The sequence below is a fragment of the Clostridium sp. CAG:221 genome, assembly GCA_000435835.1.
GTDB lineage: Bacteria > Bacillota > Clostridia > Clostridiales > Clostridiaceae > Clostridium.
Window position 1 is genome coordinate 97803 of record FR883404.1, and the last position, 17764, is coordinate 115566.

Consider the following 17764-nt stretch of genomic DNA (forward strand, 5'->3'; position numbering starts at 1 on the left):
GTAAGTGGAGTAGCTTATGGTATTGATACAGCTGCTCATAAAGAGGTGCTTATATGTGGTGGAAAAACCATTGGAGTTCTAGGATGTGGATTAGATATAATATATCCTAAAAGTAATAAAAAGTTATATGAGGAAATATATAATAATGGATTGTTAATTTCAGAATTTCCTATGGGAGTACAGCCAATGCCTTATAATTTCCCACGTAGAAATAGGATAATTAGTGGATTGAGTAATGGTGTTATAGTTGTTGAAGCATCGGTAAAAAGCGGTTCTTTAATTACGGCAAATTTAGCGTTAGAACAAGGAAAAGATGTAATGGCTATTCCAGGATCCATTTTTAGTAATACAAGCAAAGGGTGTCATCAATTGTTGAGGGATGGCGCAAGAATTTTTACTGGTTTAGAGGATTTACATTCCTTTCTTAATGTAACTAAAAATGAAAGTGAAAAAAGAATAAAAAACCACAGCAGAAATTTAATAATGACAGTTATAAAAAATGAGCCAACACATTTTGATAAAATATTTGAAAGTGTAAATATTGACAGGATAGCTTTATATGAGTTATTATTTGAAATGCAAAATAAAAATGAAATTATTTGCCTTCCAGGCAATTATTATGCAAAGTTAAGTTAGGATTTAAGGGGGTGCAAACTCCTAGTAATTTTTTTAGGAGTATTAAATATGGGACAAAATCTTGTTATAGTAGAATCACCTGCAAAGGCAAAGACTATCAGTAAATATTTAGGGAAGAATTACATAGTCGAAGCTTCAATGGGGCATGTAAGAGATTTACCTAAGAGTAAATTAGGTGTTGATATAGAGGATAATTTTACGCCAAAATATATAACAATTAGGGGAAAAGGCGAATTAATAGATAAATTAAGAAAGGCTGCCAAAAAAGCAGATAAAATATATCTGGCAACGGACCCCGACCGTGAAGGAGAAGCAATTTCATGGCATTTAGCACATATATTAAAAATATCAGAAGAGGAAAATTGCAGAATTGTATTTAATGAAATCACTAAGTCTGCTGTTAAAGCTTCTATTAAAGAAGCAAGAAAGATTAATGTTAATCTTGTTGATGCTCAGCAGGCTAGAAGAATTTTAGATAGATTAGTTGGTTATGAAATAAGCCCTATTTTATGGAAAAATGTAAAGTGGGGATTAAGTGCAGGTAGAGTACAATCAGCTGCTTTAAAGCTTATTTGTGATAGAGAAGAAGAAATAAAAGCGTTTATTCCTAAGGAATATTGGACTGTTGATTGTGCATTAAAGAAGGAAAGAAAGAAATTCCCTGTTAGACTTACACAGCATGAAGGAAAGAAAATTGAGATAAAAAACGAAGAAGAAGCTAAAAAAATTATTGATGATTTAGAAAAAGGAAACTTCGTAGTTAAATCAGTTAAAAAAGGGAAAAGGATGAAAAATCCATTACCTCCATTTACAACTAGTACATTACAACAAGATGCTTCTAAAAAATTAAATTTTATAACTAAGAGAACCATGTCTATAGCACAAGCGTTATACGAAGGTGTAGAAGTTAAGGGATATGGAACTGTGGGGCTTATAACTTATATGAGAACAGACTCTGTAAGAATTTCTGAAGAGGCTCAAGGAAAAGCCATAAACTTTATAAAGGATAATTACGGAGATGAATATGTGCCAGAACAGCTTAGAGTATATAAAAGTAAAAAGAATATACAAGATGCCCATGAAGCTATCAGACCATCATATATAGAAATAACTCCTGAAATAGCTAAAGGTAGCCTGACTCCAGAGCAATATAAATTGTATTCATTAATATGGAAGAGATTTGTGGCAAGCCAAATGTCTTCATGTGAATTAAGCACAAATAGTATAGATATAATGAATGGAAGCTATAAGTTCAAGGCTTCAGGTAATACAATAAAATTTGATGGTTTTATGAAGATATATGATTACTTAACAGAAGCTGATGAAGAAGATGTTGTTTTACCAGAATTACAAGAAGGGGAAGAATTAAAACCTGCTAGTATAGAAGAAAAACAACATTTTACACAACCACCAGCAAGATACACTGAAGCATCATTTGTTAAATTGCTTGAAGAAAAAGGAATAGGAAGACCAAGTACTTATGTACCAACAATTTCTACATTATTAAGTAGAGAATATATAGTAAGAGAAAAGAAGAATCTTATGGCAACGGAGCTTGGATTTATAGTAAATAATATTCTTTCTGAATACTTTAAGCAAATAGTTGATGTTGATTTTACAGCGGCTATGGAAGGTAAGTTAGATAATATTGAAGAAGGCAGTGAATCTTGGACTAATGTTGTTGAAGAGTTCTTTGCACCATTGAAGATTGCCATAGATAAAGCTGAAAAAGAAGTATCTAAAGTGGTAATAGAAGATAAAGTAAGTGATGTGCCTTGTGATAAATGTGGTAAGATGATGGTAATCAAACATGGAAGATATGGTGATTTCCTAGCTTGTCCAGGATATCCTGAGTGTAAAAATGCAAAACCAATAGTGGAAGAATTAGATGTAGATTGCCCTAAATGTGGCGGTAAAGTTCTTGTGAAAAGAAGTAAAAAAGGTAAAAAATTCTTTGGATGTTCTAATTATCCTGATTGTGATTTTGTAAGTTGGAATGAACCTGTTAAAGATAAATGTGAAGAATGTGGCAGCTACATGGTATTGAAATATAGCAAAACAAAAGGTAAATACGTACAATGCTCTAATTCAGAGTGTGGGAATATAAAGATAATAGAAGAAAAAGAAAAAGATAATTAATAAAAAATAGATGACAGGAAATCTTATCCAAGGTGTCGAATATATATTAAAAATGTTGAAATAGATTTTTGAATGTGATAGTATCAAAGAAGTAAGTTAGTGGTGGATGAGGAGGATGATTAAATGTCATCATTATTAAGTAAAACTAGAAGATTGAATCGAATTCTTCAAAAAAAAGGAACAGATCCAGTCTCATTTGATGATATATGCGCGCTTTTAAGCGAAGTATTATCTTGTAATGTCTATATACTTGAAAAACATGGTAAAGTTTTAGGGCATACTTTTTGTAAAGATTTTGAATGCGATATAATGAAAACATATGTTTTATCAGATAATAGATTACCAGTTGAGTATAATGACAGAATTTTAGATGTTACTGAAACAGTAGCAAATTCTAAGTCAAAGGGTACTTGTGTTTTTAAAGATGCTGGTGAATGTCCTATGAAAGAAAAGATATCAACAATAGTTCCTATACTAGGAAATAGAGAAAGATTAGGAGCTTTACTTTTAGCTAGATTTGGAGAAGAATTTACTGATGATGATTTAGTAATTGCTGAATATAGCGCAACAGTGGTTGGTATGGAAATATTAAGAGGACAACAAGATGAAATTGAAGAAGAAGCTAGAAGCAAGGCAGTAGTTCAATTAGCAATAGGCACATTATCATATTCTGAGCTAGAGGCAGTAGAACATATCTTCAATGAATTAGGAGGCACAGAAGGATTACTAGTTGCATCTAAAATAGCAGATAAGGTTGGAATAACTAGAAGTGTTATAGTAAATGCATTAAGAAAGTTTGAAAGTGCTGGAGTAATTGAATCAAGATCTTTAGGGATGAAGGGAACACATATAAAGATCTTAAATCCTAAATTATTAGATGAGCTAAAGAAAATAAGATAGTGTAAAATGCAGTTGCCTTTAATGGTAACTGCATTTTTTAAAATAAAAAATGCAAAATGTTATATTAAGTAGAAAAACGGTATAAAATATAATAAAAACTTTTATTTAAAAAGATGTTGCCACAAATATATAGCTGTGATATACTATCAGAGGTAACAAAATACACACACTACTGTAGTTAAAAAGTCGGTGCTTGTTTTAACAAGTAACTTTATAGCAATGCGAGTAGTGGAGGTAAAAACCAGGAGGTAGAAAAATGTCAGTAATATCAATGAAACAATTATTAGAAGCTGGTGTACACTTTGGTCACCAAACAAGAAGATGGAACCCTAAAATGGCTCCATATATATTCACAGAAAGAAACGGAATATATATAATAGATCTTCAAAAAACAGTTAAAAAAGTAGAAGAAGCTTACAACTTTATAAGAGAAATATCTTTAGAAGGAAAAGACATTCTTTTCGTTGGAACTAAGAAACAAGCTCAAGAAGCTATCCAAGAAGAAGCTATAAGATCAAACATGCACTACGTAAACAACAGATGGTTAGGTGGAATGTTAACAAACTTCAAAACTATCAAGACTAGAATTGCTAGATTAGAAGCTTTAGAAACTATGGAACAAGACGGAACTTTCGATGTATTACCTAAGAAAGAAGTTATAAAATTAAGAGGTGAAATGGAAAAATTACAAAAGAACCTTGGTGGTATAACTAACTTAGACGTTAACAACATTGGAGCAATGTTCGTTGTTGACCCAAGAAAAGAAAAGAATGCTATTTCAGAAGCTAAAATATTAGGAATCCCAGTTGTAGCTATAGTTGATACAAACTGTGATCCAGAAGAAGTTGATTACGTAATACCAGGAAACGATGATGCAATCAGAGCTGTTAAATTAATAACTGCTAAACTTGCTGATGGTATAATAGAAGGAAGACAAGGCGAACAATTAGCTGAGTAATTTTTTGAAAAAAGGTAGGTGGAGTTAGCTTCATTTACCTTTTACCCTAAGAAAAATGGTTTACATTTAATGTTTTAAGGAGGAATTGATTATGATAACTGCAAAATCAGTTAAAGAATTAAGAGAAATGACTGGAGCAGGGATGATGGACTGCAAAAAAGCTTTAGTACAAACAGAAGGAGATATAGAAAAAGCTGTTGAGTACTTAAGAGAAAAAGGATTAGCTGCTGCTGCTAAAAAAGCTGGTAGAGTTGCTGCTGAAGGTATAGTTAAGACTTTCGTTTCAGCTGATAAGAAAACTGCTGGTATGGTAGAAGTTAACTGTGAAACTGACTTCGTTGCTGCTAACGAAGAATTCGTTTCTTTCGCTGACAAAGTTGCAGAAATGGTAGCTAACACTTCAGCTGCAAACGTTGAAGAATTATTAGCTGAAAAATTCGATGGAGAAGCTACAGTTCAAGAAGCTTTAACTGCTTTAATAGCTAAGTTAGGTGAAAACATGACTTTAAGAAGATTTGCTAAATTCAACATCGAAAAAGGAGCTGTTGCTAGCTACATTCACGGTGGCGGAAGAATCGGTGTTATGGTAGAAGTTGCTTGTGACACTGAAAGCGAAATATTAGAAGAAGTTGCAAGAGAAGTTTGTATGCAAGTTGCTGCTGCAAACCCATTATTCTTAAGCAAAGAAGAAGTAGATAGCGAATCATTAGAAAAAGAAAAAGAAATCTACAGAGTTCAAGCATTAAATGAAGGAAAACCAGAAAATATCGTTGAAAAAATGGTAAATGGAAGAATTCAAAAATACTACAAAGAAGTTTGTCTTTTAGATCAAGCATGGGTTAAAGATGGAGATAAGAGCATAACTAAATATCTTCAAGAAAAATCTAAAGAAGTTGGTTCTCCAATAACAGTAACTAGATACGCTAGATTCGAAAGAGGAGAAGGAATCGAAAAGGTTGAAGAAGACTTTGCTGCTGAAGTAGCTAAGACTATGGGATTACAATAATGCCAAGAGAGAACACTTTAGTGTTCTCTTTTTTTAAAGATATAAATTGAGGAATGCAGGAGGAATTGGAATGGAAAAGTGTACCTATAAAAGAGTTATGTTAAAGATTTCAGGTGAAGCATTATCAGGTGCAAATGGATTTGGATTTGATTTTGATACTGTTAGCAGAATAGCTAAAGAAGTTAAAGAGATAGTTGATATGGGAATAGAAGTTGGTCTTGTTGTAGGAGGCGGAAATATTTGGCGTGGTAGAAGCGGCGAAGGAATGGATAGAACTACAGCTGATCATATGGGAATGTTAGCTACTTGTATTAATGCTTTAGCACTTCAAGATGCTCTAGAAGGTATAGGAGTGAAAACAAGAGTTCAAACTGCAATAGAAATGAAAGAAATTGCTGAACCATTTATAAGAAGAAGGGCAGTAAGACATTTAGAAAAAGGTAGAGTTGTAATTTTTGGAGCAGGTTCAGGAAATCCATATTTCTCAACAGATACTGCAGCTGCATTAAGAGCAGCAGAAATTGAAGCTGATGTAATTTTATTAGCTAAAAATGTTGATGGTGTATATGACAAGGATCCTAATAAGTTTGCAGATGCAAAAAAATATGATACACTAACATATATGGAAGTAATTGAACAAGGATTACAAGTAATGGACACAACAGCTACAACTTTATGCATGGATAATAATATTCCAATATTAGTATTTGGTCTTGAAGGTGATGGAAACATTAAAAGAGCCATGCTAGGTGAAAAGATTGGTACAATAGTATCTAAAAAATAGGAGGTTAATATGATTAAAGACGTTATTAAAGTAGCAGAAGAAAAGATGCAAAAAACTATTTCAGTTTTACATTCAGATTTATCAACTATGAAGGCTGGTAGAGCAAACCCAACAATGCTTGATAGAATTCAAGTAGATTACTATGGAAGTCCATGTCCATTAAATCAAGTTGCCAATGTATCAGCACCAGAACCAAGAATGTTAGTAATAACACCATGGGAAAAATCTTTATTAAAAGAAATAGAAAAAGCAATATTAAAATCAGATTTAGGAATAAACCCTTCAAATGATGGTGCTATTATCAGATTATTAGTTCCAGAACTAACAGAAGAAACAAGAAAAAATATTGTGAAAAATGTTAAAAAAGCTGGAGAAGATGCTAAAGTTGCATTAAGATCTATTAGAAGAGATGCTAACGAAAAAATAAAAGCTTTAAAGAAAGATGGGCATATTTCAGAAGATGAAGTTAAGAAAGCTGAAGATAATGTTCAAAAAGTTACAGATAAATTCGTAAAAGAAATAGATACAATAATAGCAGCTAAAGAAAAGGAAGTTATGTCAGTATAAAAAAACCTGCTTTGCAGGTTTTTTTCCTATATAACATAAAATTGGAGGAAATTATGATCAATTTATTTAAGCCTAAGAAAAATGGAGATGATTTAGAGTTAAAGATAGATAAAGATAATCTTCCAGAGCATATTGCAATAATAATGGATGGTAATGGTAGATGGGCAAAGAAAAGAAATCTTCCTAGGACAATGGGTCACAAGGCTGGAGTAGAAACAATTAGAAGAGTTATTAAAGAAGCTGATAGAATTGGTATTAAATATATAACTTTATATGCCTTTTCTACTGAGAATTGGAGACGTCCACAGGAAGAAGTAACAGCCTTAATGAAGCTATTGGTACAATATTTAAAGTCAGAAGTTAAAGAACTTCATAAAAATGAAGTAGTTTTAAGAGTTTTAGGTGAAATAGATAAGTTACCAAAGGAATGTGAAAGAGAAATAAAAGATGCTATTGAGCTTACAAAAAATAATAAAGGCTTGATTCTAAATATTGCTTTTAATTATGGCGGAAGAGATGAGATAGTAAGAGCAATAAAACTAATTGCTGAAGAATATAAGGACAATAAGATTAATATAGATGATATTAATTCTGAATTAGTAAATAACTATCTATACACAAAAGATTCACCAGATCCTGATTTAATTATAAGACCTTCAGGAGAGCAGAGATTAAGCAATTTCCTATTATGGCAATGTGCTTATTCAGAATTCTGGTATTCCAATGTCTGCTGGCCAGATTTTACAGAGTTAGATTTACAAAAAGCTATATATGACTATCAAAATAGGGATAGAAGATTTGGCGGAGTATAAACAAGAGGTGAAAATATGAAGATAAATAGTAGGTATATAGGTGCCTTAGTAATAGCTCCATTATTAATATTTATATTATTAGGAGGATTACCACTAAAAATATTTACAATTGCATTATCTATTTGTGGTCTATATGAATTTTATAATGCTTTAAGAGCTAAAAAGATTAATGTAATACCGGTAATAGGATATGCATTACTTGCAGTATATTATTTGATTAATAATGATTTTGAAAAAATGATGCATGTATTAGTACTGGTAACAGTATTAGCTTTAATTATTCCAATAGTAAATTTAAAGTACTCTTTTATTGATGTAGCAATATCAATTTTAGGGTTTATTTATGTGGCAATACTATTTAGCTTTATACCATTAGTTAGTGAAAAGGCTAATGGTAATTTCCTAGTGTGGCTTATATTCTTAGGATCATGGCTTGGAGATACAATGGCATATTATACAGGTAGAGCATTTGGTAAGAGAAAGGTTGCTCCAAAAGTCAGCCCTAAAAAGACTGTTGAAGGATTAATAGGTGGAATATTAGGGGCAACATTAGGTTGTGGAATTTATGGAATAATAATAAGTAGATATGGAGTAGAAATAAATGTTATCCACTTCTTCTTGATTGGTGCTATTTGCGGAATAATGGGATTCTTTGGAGACTTAGTTGCATCATCAATTAAAAGATATGTAGGAATAAAAGATTATAGTAATCTAATACCAGGGCATGGTGGAATTTTAGATAGGTTTGATTCTATTTTATTTAATGCTGTAGTAGTATTTTATTATTTAACATTTATTGTAGGAATATAGGAAAGCAGTAGGTTCACTACTGCTTTTTTTTGTATGGGAAAATATCATTAATGTTGTGGCTAAATAATATAATTTTAATATAAATAATAAAGGAGAATGTTATGAAAGATATAGAAAAATATAATAAAATAATTCTTCTTATAGAACTGTTCATAATTTTTACAGTAATAACATTAGGTATTAAATATTATTTTAAACCCTTTATAATAATTATTATTATGCTGATAATAGGAAGGTCTTTTTATGATTTTTTTCTAAAATTTAATATTTCATATAGAGTTTCCGGTGCATTAAGCATATTATTAATAAATGTTATGTTATTTTGCTTTGTCTTTTATTTTGGTAATGAATTTATAGAAATATTAAAGAAGATATATAACAATCATGCTGAAAGCTTTATAATATTAGAAAAAAATATCAAGCTGCTTTTTGGTATAGATCTTGAAAAAATATTGCAAAGGACTCTTAAAAACATAACAAGCAATATATTAACAGCAGGTGCTAGCATAACAGGAGAAGGGCTCCTTGCATATATAATAGGAAATGTTACTGTGTATTTTTTGCTGGTGGATAGAGAAAAGGTAAGAGAATTACTATTAAAGATAATTCCTAGCCATATTTTATCTGATATTACAGAAAGGAAAAATAACTTAAGTCAAGTAATAAAAATTGAATTAATGCTGGTATGTATAACTACTACCATAATAATAACAGGATTTATTATTTTACATATTCCAAGTGGATTTTTTTTAGGAATACTATGTGGAATATTAGATATTTTACCATATGTGGGAACAATAATTGTTTTTATACCAATTATAATATACAATATAGTAGTAAAAAAATATTTAATTGTTATTGGAATGATATCTCTATATATTCTTTCACAGCTAATAAGAGAGATTTTGGAACTGAAATTTTTAAGTTCTAAATTAGAGATTCATCCGTTAGCTATAATGTTATCTATATATATTGGCGCTGAAATTTTTGGTGTTATAGGAATTTTGGTAGGGCCAATATATTGCTTAGTTGCAAAAGATATACTTTATGGTTAGGAACATAGGAGGCAAGTATGAAGAATATATCAATTTTAGGGGCTACAGGTTCTATCGGGACGCAAACCTTAGATGTAATAAGAAAATCAGAAGGAGCTATTAATTTAGTAGCAGTAAGTGCCAATTCATCAGTAAAAAAGATTATAGACATAATAGAAGAATTTTCACCTAAATATGTAGCAATGATGGATAAAAAAGCTTATAAAGACATTAAGGAATACTGTAGCAGTAATAATAAAAATATAAGTGTTTACAGTGGAATAGATGGTCTTATAAAAGTAGCATCACTGGATGAAATAGACACAGTAGTTACATCTGTAGTAGGTATGATAGGATTAAAGCCAACTATAGCAGCTATTGAAGCAAAAAAAGATATAGCTTTAGCTAATAAAGAAACACTTGTAGTGGCAGGTGAAATAGTAATGAGAAAGGCTAAAGAAAATGGTGTTAAAATACTTCCAGTAGATTCGGAACATAGCGCTATCTTCCAATCCTTAAGTGGATATTGTAATAAGGATATACATAAGATAATATTAACTGCTTCAGGTGGACCATTTAGAGGAAAGAAAATTGATGATTTAAAGGATGTTACAGTTCATCAGGCATTAAAACATCCAAAATGGAATATGGGTCAAAAGATAAGTATAGATTCTGCAACATTGATGAATAAAGGGCTAGAAGTTATAGAAGCACACTATCTATTTGAATGTAGTTATGATAATATTGAAGTTGTAGTACATCCACAAAGTATAATTCATTCTATGGTTGAATATAAAGATGCCAGTGTTATAGCACAAATGGGATCACCAGATATGAGACTACCAATACAATATGCACTTAATTACCCTAAAAGAGAAGGTAGAATAGCAAATCCAATAAGCTTTTATGAAATAGCACAGCTTACATTTGAAAAACCTGATATGGATACATTTAAATGCCTTAAGCTTGCTTTTAAAGCAGGAAAAGCAGGTGGATTAATGCCTACTATTTTAAATGGCGCTAATGAAGAAGCAGTTGCATTATTATTAGAAGAAAAAATTAAGTTTTTAGATATTGCTGATTTAATTGAAGAATGTATGGATAAATTTAAAGATAAAAGCAATATGGAGCTTACAATTGATAACATTATAGCAGTTGATCAAGAGGTAAGAGAATATTTAAGAAAAAAAGTTAGTTAGGAGTTGGATTGATTGTATATTGTAATGGCTATTTTAGGCTTTAGTTTACTTGTTATAGTTCATGAATTAGGACATTTTATTATGGCTAAAGTCAATGGAATTAAAGTTGAAGAATTTTCAATAGGAATGGGACCAGAAGTTTTTTCACATAAGGGAAAAGAAACTCAATATTCATTAAGGCTTCTTCCTATTGGAGGATATGTAAAAATGATGGGAGAAGAGGAAGCTGTAGAAGATGAGAGAAGTTTTTCCAGCAAGTCACCTCTTAGAAGAATTTCAGTAATCCTGGCAGGTGCATTTATGAATGTGGTTTTTGCCATACTTATATTTGCTTTATACTTTAGTAATGTTGGATTTTCTAAAAATGTTGTAGATAGTGTTATGGATAATTCTCCAGCACAAGAAGTAGGTCTTCAGAAGGGGGACATCATAACAAAAATTAATGGAGTAAATGTTAGAACAACTGATGACATTCTTTTAGAAGTTCAATTAAGTAAAGGAAAATCTCTAGATTTAGTAGTTAATAGAGATGGAAAGAAATTAGATTTAAATGTAACTCCTAAGCTTGATGAAGCTAGAGGATCATATTTTATGGGATTTTATTACGAAAGAGTAACTAATCCAACTATAGGTGAAAGTTTAAAATACACTTATAACTATACCATAAGCATGGTAAAGCAAACTTATAAAAGTTTGCAACTATTAGTTACTGGAAAGTTAAATTTAAAAACCGATGTAGGTGGACCAGTTACAATTATAAGAATGTCTGGAGAAGCAGCAAAAAGCGGTATTCAGACACTGGCATACTTCTTAGGTGTAATAAGCATTAATTTAGCAGTATTTAATTTACTACCATTCCCAGCACTTGATGGTGGATGGGCTATAATATTATTTATTGAATTAATAACAAGAAGAAAAGTACCAGATAAAGTTGTTGGAGCTATAAATTATGTAGGATTTATGATACTTATGGGATTAATGGTTTTAGTTACACTGAAAGATATTATTTTCCCAGTGCAGCTTTAGGAAAGGAAAATTAAAATGGAAAGAAAAAAGACAAGACAAGTGAAGGTTGGAGGAGTTTTACTTGGTGGAGATGCCAAGGTATCAATTCAATCTATGACTAATACAGATACAAGAGATGTTGAAGCAACATTAAATCAAATAAGAGAACTGCATATTGCAGGATGTGAAATAATAAGATGTGCAGTACCAGATATGGAAGCAGCTGAAGCTTTAAAAGAAATTTGTAAATACTCACCAATGCCAGTGGTGGCAGATATCCATTTTGATTATAGATTAGCATTAAAGGCTATAGAAAATGGTGTATCAGCTTTAAGATTAAATCCAGGAAATATAGGAAGTATTGACAGAGTGAAGATTGTTGCAGAAGCAGCAAAAGAAAGAAATATACCTATTAGAATTGGAGTAAATTCTGGTTCTTTAGAAAAAGAAATCTTAGAACGTGATGGAAAGCCAACAGCAGAAGGATTAGTTGAATCTGCTATGAATCATGTTAAGATTCTTGAAGAAGTAGGATTTTACGATATAGTAATTTCAATAAAATCTTCAGATGTCCCAATGATGATAAAAGCATATAGACTTATGAGTGAAAAATGTGATTATCCTCTTCATTTAGGAGTTACTGAATCAGGAACTGTTTTCAGAGGTACCATTAAATCAACATTAGGTATAGGTACTTTATTGGCAGAAGGAATAGGTGATACCATAAGGGTATCACTTACCAGTGATCCAATTGAAGAAATAAAGGTTGCAAAGGAAATGCTTATTGCATTGGGCTTAAGAAAGCAAGGAATGCAGTTTGTTTCATGTCCTACCTGTGGAAGAACACAAATAAACCTTATTAAAATTGCAGAAGAAGTGGAAAAACGCTTAGAGAACTGTAATAAGAACATAAAGGTTGCTGTGATGGGCTGTGTTGTTAATGGACCTGGAGAAGCTAGAGAAGCAGATATTGGTATAGCTGGAGGCAATGGAGTTGGATTAATCTTTAAAAAGGGAGAAATCCTAAGAAAAGTTAAAGAAGAAGATCTTGTTGAAGAATTGCTTAAGGAAATAGAAAATCTATAGGAAGAAGAGGCATATGTGACAATATGCCTCTTTTTTGTAAATAATGCCAGTAGCAATCTAAATTATGTTGACTTACATATACATTGAATGTAAAATTACTTTGATAATAAAATAGCGAAAGAAATAGGTGAAATTTTTATGATTAATTTAATTGCAGGATGTACAGATAATAAATTTGTACAGGTAATAGGTATATTGTGTGCCTTTTTTGGAACTTTCCTAGCGTTAAAATATCTAAGTAGCATGCTTCCTAAAGATGCAGGAAGAGAATTTGCACATGATGGAAAGAAATCAGCTGGAAAACCAAGAGGGGCAGGACTTATATTTATCTTGGCTTTTGGTATAGTAGCTGTGCTATTTGGCAAGCTTAACTGGGAAATTTTAATATACCTTGTGCTTACCATGGCTTCTATGTTAACTGGATACTTGGATGATGCATCAAAAAATCCTTGGGGAGAGTTTAAAAAAGGAGCATTAGATCTCTTAATTGCATGTTTAGTTGCTGGAACTTACTTAGCATTTAATGGAAGTGAAATATTTATTAATGTTTTAGGTGAAAGTATTAGCTTAAATCCAATAGTATTCTTTATATTAGCAGTTATACTTGTGTGGGTATCTATAAATGTAACCAATTGTACTGATGGTGTAGATGGATTATCAGGAACTTTATCAGTTATTACTTTATTTACTATTTATTTATTAGAAAGTGTTAAAGGGACAAATTCAGCTATTAATTACATTACATTGATTCTAATAGCTTGTGTACTTGCATATCTTTGGTTTAATGCTACACCTAGTAAGCTAATGATGGGTGATGCTGGTTCCCGTGCATTAGGTATATTCATAAGTATTGCAATACTTAAAACAGGAAGTCCTCTATTATATATTCCAGTAGCTTTAATGCTTATAATAGATGGAGGTTTAGGCCTGTTAAAAATATCATTTAGAAGATTTTTAAAAATTGAAATTTTAAATAATGTAAGAACTCCAATACATGACCATGTACGTAAAAAAAATGAATGGTCAAATACACAAGTAGTTTTCAGATTTGCAATAATACAAATAATAGTATCATTTTGTGTTATATATTTAATAAAATAATTGATAAAAGCTTGGCATATTTTAGCTAGGTTTTTATTTATAAATAAAGCTGCTTCAAAATTATTTTGAGGCAGCTTTAAATAATTAAAGTATGAAAAAGCCAGCAGCAATAATAAAATACACAGCCATAAGTTGAGCACCTTCTAGCCAGTTAGATTGACCATCACTAGCAACTTTATTAGCTATAATAACGGAAGCTATTAAAGATACTAATTCAAAAGGATTAAAAATTATACTCATAGGGGTAAATAAAAGGCTTAAAAATATTAAAACAGGAGCTACAAATAAGATAATTTGTAAACTTGAACCTAAGGCAATTTCAATGGCAACATCCATTTTGTTTTTTAGGGCCATGGTAATGGCAGTGCTATGTTCTGCGGCATTACCTATGATAGGAATCAAGATAATGCCAACAAAAAATTCACTTAAGCCTAACTTGGAAGTTATATCTTCAATGCCTCCTACGAGAAATTCACTTTCTATGGCAATTATTACAGTTGCAATAATTAAAATTGCAATTGATTTTTTAAGACTCCATTTACTTTCATGACCCTCTTCTTCAGTTGTAGTAGCATATAAATCCTTATGAGTAAAGAAGGAAAAAATAAGACTTAATATATAGAGAATAAACATAACAATAGCCACCACAAGGCTTAAACCCTCATATCGCGTATTTAATAAATTAGCATTTATAGTATGTGTGAAAAAAGCAGGTACACATAGACCAATTAAAGAGAATAAAAGCATGCTGGAAGTTGTTTCCACAACATTTATATTAAAGTTTTGTGTTTTATGTTTCAAACCACCAATAAACATACTTGCACCTAAGACAAGCAGTATATTTCCAATGATTGAACCGGCAATTGAAGATTTTACAACTTCAAATAAGCCAGATTTTAAAGCAAAAAAAGAAATTATAAGTTCAGTGGCATTACCGAAGGTTGCATTTAAGAAGCCACCTATCTTAGGACCAGTATAAAAAGAAATTTCTTCAGTACCTTCTCCCATAATCCCTGCTAAAGGAATGATAGAAAGAGCGGCTAAAATAAACATAATAGTAGGAGAAAAGTTTAAGAATTTACCAATGAAGCTTATTGGCACAAATAATAACATAAATTTTAATATTTTCATATCATCACATCCTTTAAAATATTTTTGCCAAAAGATATCTTTTTAATTATTGTTTATAAATTTTTTAGAGGAAAAGCTTAAGAGAAGTGATATAATATGTAATTGAAATGAAGTTTAACAAAAGAGATTGGAGTAAATATGATAGTTAACACTTTTATACCTAAATATATGGAGAAATTTAAATGTATAGGATCAAAATGTACTGATACATGTTGTGCTGGTTGGGATATTAATATAGATGAAAATAGTTTAGAAAGATATAAAAATAGTACTGGTGCCTTAAAAAGTCTAGTTGAAGGCAAATTTTTAACTGGTGATAAAAAAGATGATTTCTTTAATGCTGGATATATGATATTAAAAGATGGTAGCAGATGTCCATTTCTAAATGAAAATATGCTATGTGATATCCATGGAGCAGTAGGAGAAGAAAATCTATGTATTACCTGCAAAAGTTATCCAAGAGTTTTTAATATTGTGGATGGCATTTATGAAAAAAGTGCTCTTGCTTCGTGTGAAGAAATATGTCGTTTAGCTCTAATGAATAAAGAAAAGATGGAGTTTGTTGAAGCTGAGGAAGAACTTGATGAAGATAATATTGAAATTAGAAGGATAATTGATACAGAAGCCTTTGCAGGAACAGAGAGCATGATTCAATACTTCTGGGAAATGAGGATATCATCAATAAATATAATTCAATGCAGAGAATATTCTATAGAGGAAAGATTAAATATATTAAAAGGCTTTTATGGTGAAATAGAAAAGTTAAGATTGGAAGATGACTTTGAGAGTATTGAAGATATTTTTGATGAGTCTACCAATGGAACTTTAAATTATCAAAAGTATCTACAAGAAAGCATCAAAGCAGATAAGAAGTTTAGTTTTACTATTGGAGATGATAATTTAATTGCTATGATTAGAAGCCCTAGGTTGAAAAAATATGCAGAGGACTATAAAAACAATATATTATTAAATATTGAGGAAGAGGCATTTAGGGATTTATCTGAAAAAGTAGATGCAATATTAAAAGAAAATGATTATATAGTAGAAAACTATTTGGTAAATCAGATATTTAAAGATTTAATTCCTTTTAATAAGGGAGAAGATATGATGGCAAGTGTCAACGTACTAATTAATACATATAAGCTTATAAAGGAATATCTGAAGGGAAGAATATATAAGAGTAAAGGAAGGGTTATAGCTGAAGAGGTTGTTAATGTAATACAGGCTATTAGCAAGGATTTAGAGCATAATAAAGTTTTAAGTGAAATAATAAATTATAAAGCTTAATATAAATCAGCATTGTTTTTCAATGCTGATTTTATTTAAATTAAAATAAATAGTAATGTAGAAGCAAAAATATGCATAGAGTTATAAAGGAAGAAAAAATAAAGGTGTTTAAGAGATTAAAAAGAACAAATATATTTAAAATCATTACTTCTCTTTATTTTTTCCTATAGTATTAACGATTATCCTAAAAGAAGAATAAAATATTAATAATAAGTTAGATATGTTTATTTAAAAGAAATAAGAATTATACTTAATGAAAGCTTTAAATAATAAAAGGAATTTTACAATTTCTTTATTTAAGTTAGTTGAAAATAAGGAGTGAATAAAGAAATTAAGGGTTTAAAATGGAAAGTTTAATAGACTTTAATATTTTAAAAGATTCACATTTATTTAGAAAAATGGAACCTTTAGAAAAAGGATGGTCAAATGATAGGAAATATATTATATACACAAGTGATAATAAAAAATTATTGCTGAGGATTTCAGCAATATCAAAATTTGATGAAAAATTAAAAGAAAGTGAAATTATCAGAACAATTTCAAGAGTATGCCAAAATACACCAAAGTTTATTGATTTAAAAATTAGTGGAAATAAGATATTGCAGCTATATACCTTTATAGAAGGAGAGGATGCATTAGAATCTATAGGTAGATACTCAAAGGAAGAACAGTTTAACCTTGGAATAGAGGCAGGAAAAACTTTAAAGAAGATACATGAAGCTGAGAAAATAACTGATGCTAAGAGAATTATAGAGATGCAAAAAGAAAGAATAATAGAAAGAACAAAGGCTTATGAAAATTCAAGATATTATAGCTATGAAGACCAAGGACTTATAAAATATATTAAAGAAAATATTGAAATTTTAAATTCAGCCAAAATAGCTCTATGTCATGGTGATTATCATTTAGGCAATATGATAATTAATAATAATAATATATACATTATTGATTTTAATAGATTTAATTATGAAGATATATATAAGGATTTTATCCCCATGTGTGCTTTTACCAGGGGAGAAAGTATTGAATTTGCAAAAGGCCAACTTAAAGGCTATTTTGAAGAGTATATCCCAGTAGATTTCTGGCAGAGATTAAAGCTTTATCTAGCATATTCAAGCCTATATTCAATTTTATGGGCTGAAAATTGTTCAAATGAAGAAGTTGAAGCAATGATAAAGAGAAAGAAAATGGTTTATAATGATTTTACAAAATCATCTTTTGATTCTCCTTGTTGGGTGAATAATTAAGAATAGGCAGTTTAAAAAACTGCCTCAGTTTGTTGAAAAACCCCCTGTTTAAAAAACAGAGG

The 17764-nt window shown here is 30.4% G+C and carries 17 protein-coding genes; 16 read left to right on the top strand and 1 reads right to left on the bottom strand.

Going from position 1 to position 17764, the window contains the following annotated elements:
• The 14 genes from Q5O44_RS08905 to Q5O44_RS08970 all read left to right on the top strand — a co-directional run.
• Positions 1–636 (top strand): DNA-processing protein DprA (locus Q5O44_RS08905; RefSeq protein WP_302637707.1); only part of this gene is annotated, 636 nt, incomplete at its 5' end.
• Between the two features lie 48 nt (positions 637–684).
• Positions 685–2775 carry a type I DNA topoisomerase gene (gene topA, locus Q5O44_RS08910; RefSeq protein WP_022168066.1) on the top strand — a complete coding sequence of 697 codons (2091 nt, stop codon included), beginning with the start codon at positions 685–687 and terminating at the stop codon, positions 2773–2775.
• A gap of 123 nt (positions 2776–2898) precedes the next feature.
• Entirely contained in the window at positions 2899–3675 is a 777-nt protein-coding gene (gene codY, locus Q5O44_RS08915) for a GTP-sensing pleiotropic transcriptional regulator CodY (protein WP_022168067.1), read from the top strand.
• A gap of 256 nt (positions 3676–3931) precedes the next feature.
• Positions 3932–4633, top strand: a complete 702-nt coding sequence (rpsB, locus tag Q5O44_RS08920; protein ID WP_022168068.1) for a 30S ribosomal protein S2 — start codon at positions 3932–3934, stop codon at positions 4631–4633.
• 91 nt (positions 4634–4724) lie between these two features.
• Positions 4725–5639 (top strand): translation elongation factor Ts, encoded by a 915-nt coding sequence (tsf, locus tag Q5O44_RS08925; RefSeq protein WP_022168069.1) that lies wholly within the window; start codon positions 4725–4727, stop codon positions 5637–5639.
• 70 nt (positions 5640–5709) lie between these two features.
• The gene (gene pyrH, locus Q5O44_RS08930) at positions 5710–6423 is read left to right on the top strand and encodes a UMP kinase (protein WP_022168070.1); all 714 of its coding nucleotides are present in this window, start codon (positions 5710–5712) and stop codon (positions 6421–6423) included.
• Positions 6424–6432: 9 nt separating this feature from the next.
• Positions 6433–6990, top strand: coding sequence for a ribosome recycling factor (gene frr, locus Q5O44_RS08935; protein WP_022168071.1), 558 nt, complete (start codon positions 6433–6435; stop codon positions 6988–6990).
• 53 nt (positions 6991–7043) lie between these two features.
• Positions 7044–7802, top strand: a complete 759-nt coding sequence (locus tag Q5O44_RS08940; protein ID WP_022168072.1) for an isoprenyl transferase — start codon at positions 7044–7046, stop codon at positions 7800–7802.
• A 15-nt stretch (positions 7803–7817) separates the two neighbouring features.
• The gene (locus Q5O44_RS08945; RefSeq protein WP_022168073.1) at positions 7818–8612 is read left to right on the top strand and encodes a phosphatidate cytidylyltransferase; all 795 of its coding nucleotides are present in this window, start codon (positions 7818–7820) and stop codon (positions 8610–8612) included.
• Between the two features lie 101 nt (positions 8613–8713).
• Positions 8714–9667, top strand: a complete 954-nt coding sequence (locus Q5O44_RS08950) for an AI-2E family transporter (protein WP_022168074.1) — start codon at positions 8714–8716, stop codon at positions 9665–9667.
• A 17-nt stretch (positions 9668–9684) separates the two neighbouring features.
• On the top strand, positions 9685–10845 hold the full coding sequence (gene dxr, locus Q5O44_RS08955) for a 1-deoxy-D-xylulose-5-phosphate reductoisomerase (RefSeq protein ID WP_022168075.1): 1161 nt from the start codon (positions 9685–9687) through the stop codon (positions 10843–10845).
• Positions 10846–10857: 12 nt separating this feature from the next.
• On the top strand, positions 10858–11871 hold the full coding sequence (gene rseP, locus Q5O44_RS08960; RefSeq protein ID WP_022168076.1) for an RIP metalloprotease RseP: 1014 nt from the start codon (positions 10858–10860) through the stop codon (positions 11869–11871).
• 15 nt (positions 11872–11886) lie between these two features.
• The gene (gene ispG, locus Q5O44_RS08965) at positions 11887–12936 is read left to right on the top strand and encodes a flavodoxin-dependent (E)-4-hydroxy-3-methylbut-2-enyl-diphosphate synthase (RefSeq protein WP_022168077.1); all 1050 of its coding nucleotides are present in this window, start codon (positions 11887–11889) and stop codon (positions 12934–12936) included.
• 138 nt (positions 12937–13074) lie between these two features.
• Positions 13075–14037 (top strand): hypothetical protein, encoded by a 963-nt coding sequence (locus Q5O44_RS08970; protein ID WP_022168078.1) that lies wholly within the window; start codon positions 13075–13077, stop codon positions 14035–14037.
• Between the two features lie 84 nt (positions 14038–14121).
• Here the strand turns inward: Q5O44_RS08970 and cax are convergent, their stop codons facing one another.
• Entirely contained in the window at positions 14122–15168 is a 1047-nt protein-coding gene (gene cax / locus Q5O44_RS08975) for a calcium/proton exchanger (protein ID WP_022168079.1), read from the bottom strand.
• A gap of 138 nt (positions 15169–15306) precedes the next feature.
• On the opposite strand from cax, the gene fliB reads away from it, so the two are divergent.
• Together fliB and Q5O44_RS08985 are read left to right on the top strand one after the other, a co-directional pair.
• Entirely contained in the window at positions 15307–16455 is a 1149-nt protein-coding gene (fliB, locus tag Q5O44_RS08980) for a flagellin lysine-N-methylase (protein WP_022168080.1), read from the top strand.
• A gap of 344 nt (positions 16456–16799) precedes the next feature.
• Entirely contained in the window at positions 16800–17702 is a 903-nt protein-coding gene (locus tag Q5O44_RS08985; RefSeq protein WP_022168081.1) for an aminoglycoside phosphotransferase family protein, read from the top strand.
• The last annotated feature ends 62 nt before the right edge of the window (positions 17703–17764 follow it).

Bases quoted from the DNA above. Each gene is read 5' to 3' on its own strand.
- pyrH (WP_022168070.1), top strand. From the start codon at position 5,710: ATGGAAAAGTGTACCTATAAAAGAGTTATGTTAAAGATTTCAGGTGAA.
- frr (WP_022168071.1), top strand. From the start codon at position 6,433: ATGATTAAAGACGTTATTAAAGTAGCAGAAGAAAAGATGCAAAAAACT.
- fliB (WP_022168080.1), top strand. From the start codon at position 15,307: ATGATAGTTAACACTTTTATACCTAAATATATGGAGAAATTTAAATGT.
- cax (WP_022168079.1), bottom strand. From the start codon at position 15,168: ATGAAAATATTAAAATTTATGTTATTATTTGTGCCAATAAGCTTCATT.
- Q5O44_RS08950 (WP_022168074.1), top strand. From the start codon at position 8,714: ATGAAAGATATAGAAAAATATAATAAAATAATTCTTCTTATAGAACTG.
- dxr (WP_022168075.1), top strand. From the start codon at position 9,685: ATGAAGAATATATCAATTTTAGGGGCTACAGGTTCTATCGGGACGCAA.
- ispG (WP_022168077.1), top strand. From the start codon at position 11,887: ATGGAAAGAAAAAAGACAAGACAAGTGAAGGTTGGAGGAGTTTTACTT.
- Q5O44_RS08985 (WP_022168081.1), top strand. From the start codon at position 16,800: ATGGAAAGTTTAATAGACTTTAATATTTTAAAAGATTCACATTTATTT.
- Q5O44_RS08945 (WP_022168073.1), top strand. From the start codon at position 7,818: ATGAAGATAAATAGTAGGTATATAGGTGCCTTAGTAATAGCTCCATTA.
- tsf (WP_022168069.1), top strand. From the start codon at position 4,725: ATGATAACTGCAAAATCAGTTAAAGAATTAAGAGAAATGACTGGAGCA.
- rpsB (WP_022168068.1), top strand. From the start codon at position 3,932: ATGTCAGTAATATCAATGAAACAATTATTAGAAGCTGGTGTACACTTT.
- Q5O44_RS08970 (WP_022168078.1), top strand. From the start codon at position 13,075: ATGATTAATTTAATTGCAGGATGTACAGATAATAAATTTGTACAGGTA.
- codY (WP_022168067.1), top strand. From the start codon at position 2,899: ATGTCATCATTATTAAGTAAAACTAGAAGATTGAATCGAATTCTTCAA.
- topA (WP_022168066.1), top strand. From the start codon at position 685: ATGGGACAAAATCTTGTTATAGTAGAATCACCTGCAAAGGCAAAGACT.
- Q5O44_RS08940 (WP_022168072.1), top strand. From the start codon at position 7,044: ATGATCAATTTATTTAAGCCTAAGAAAAATGGAGATGATTTAGAGTTA.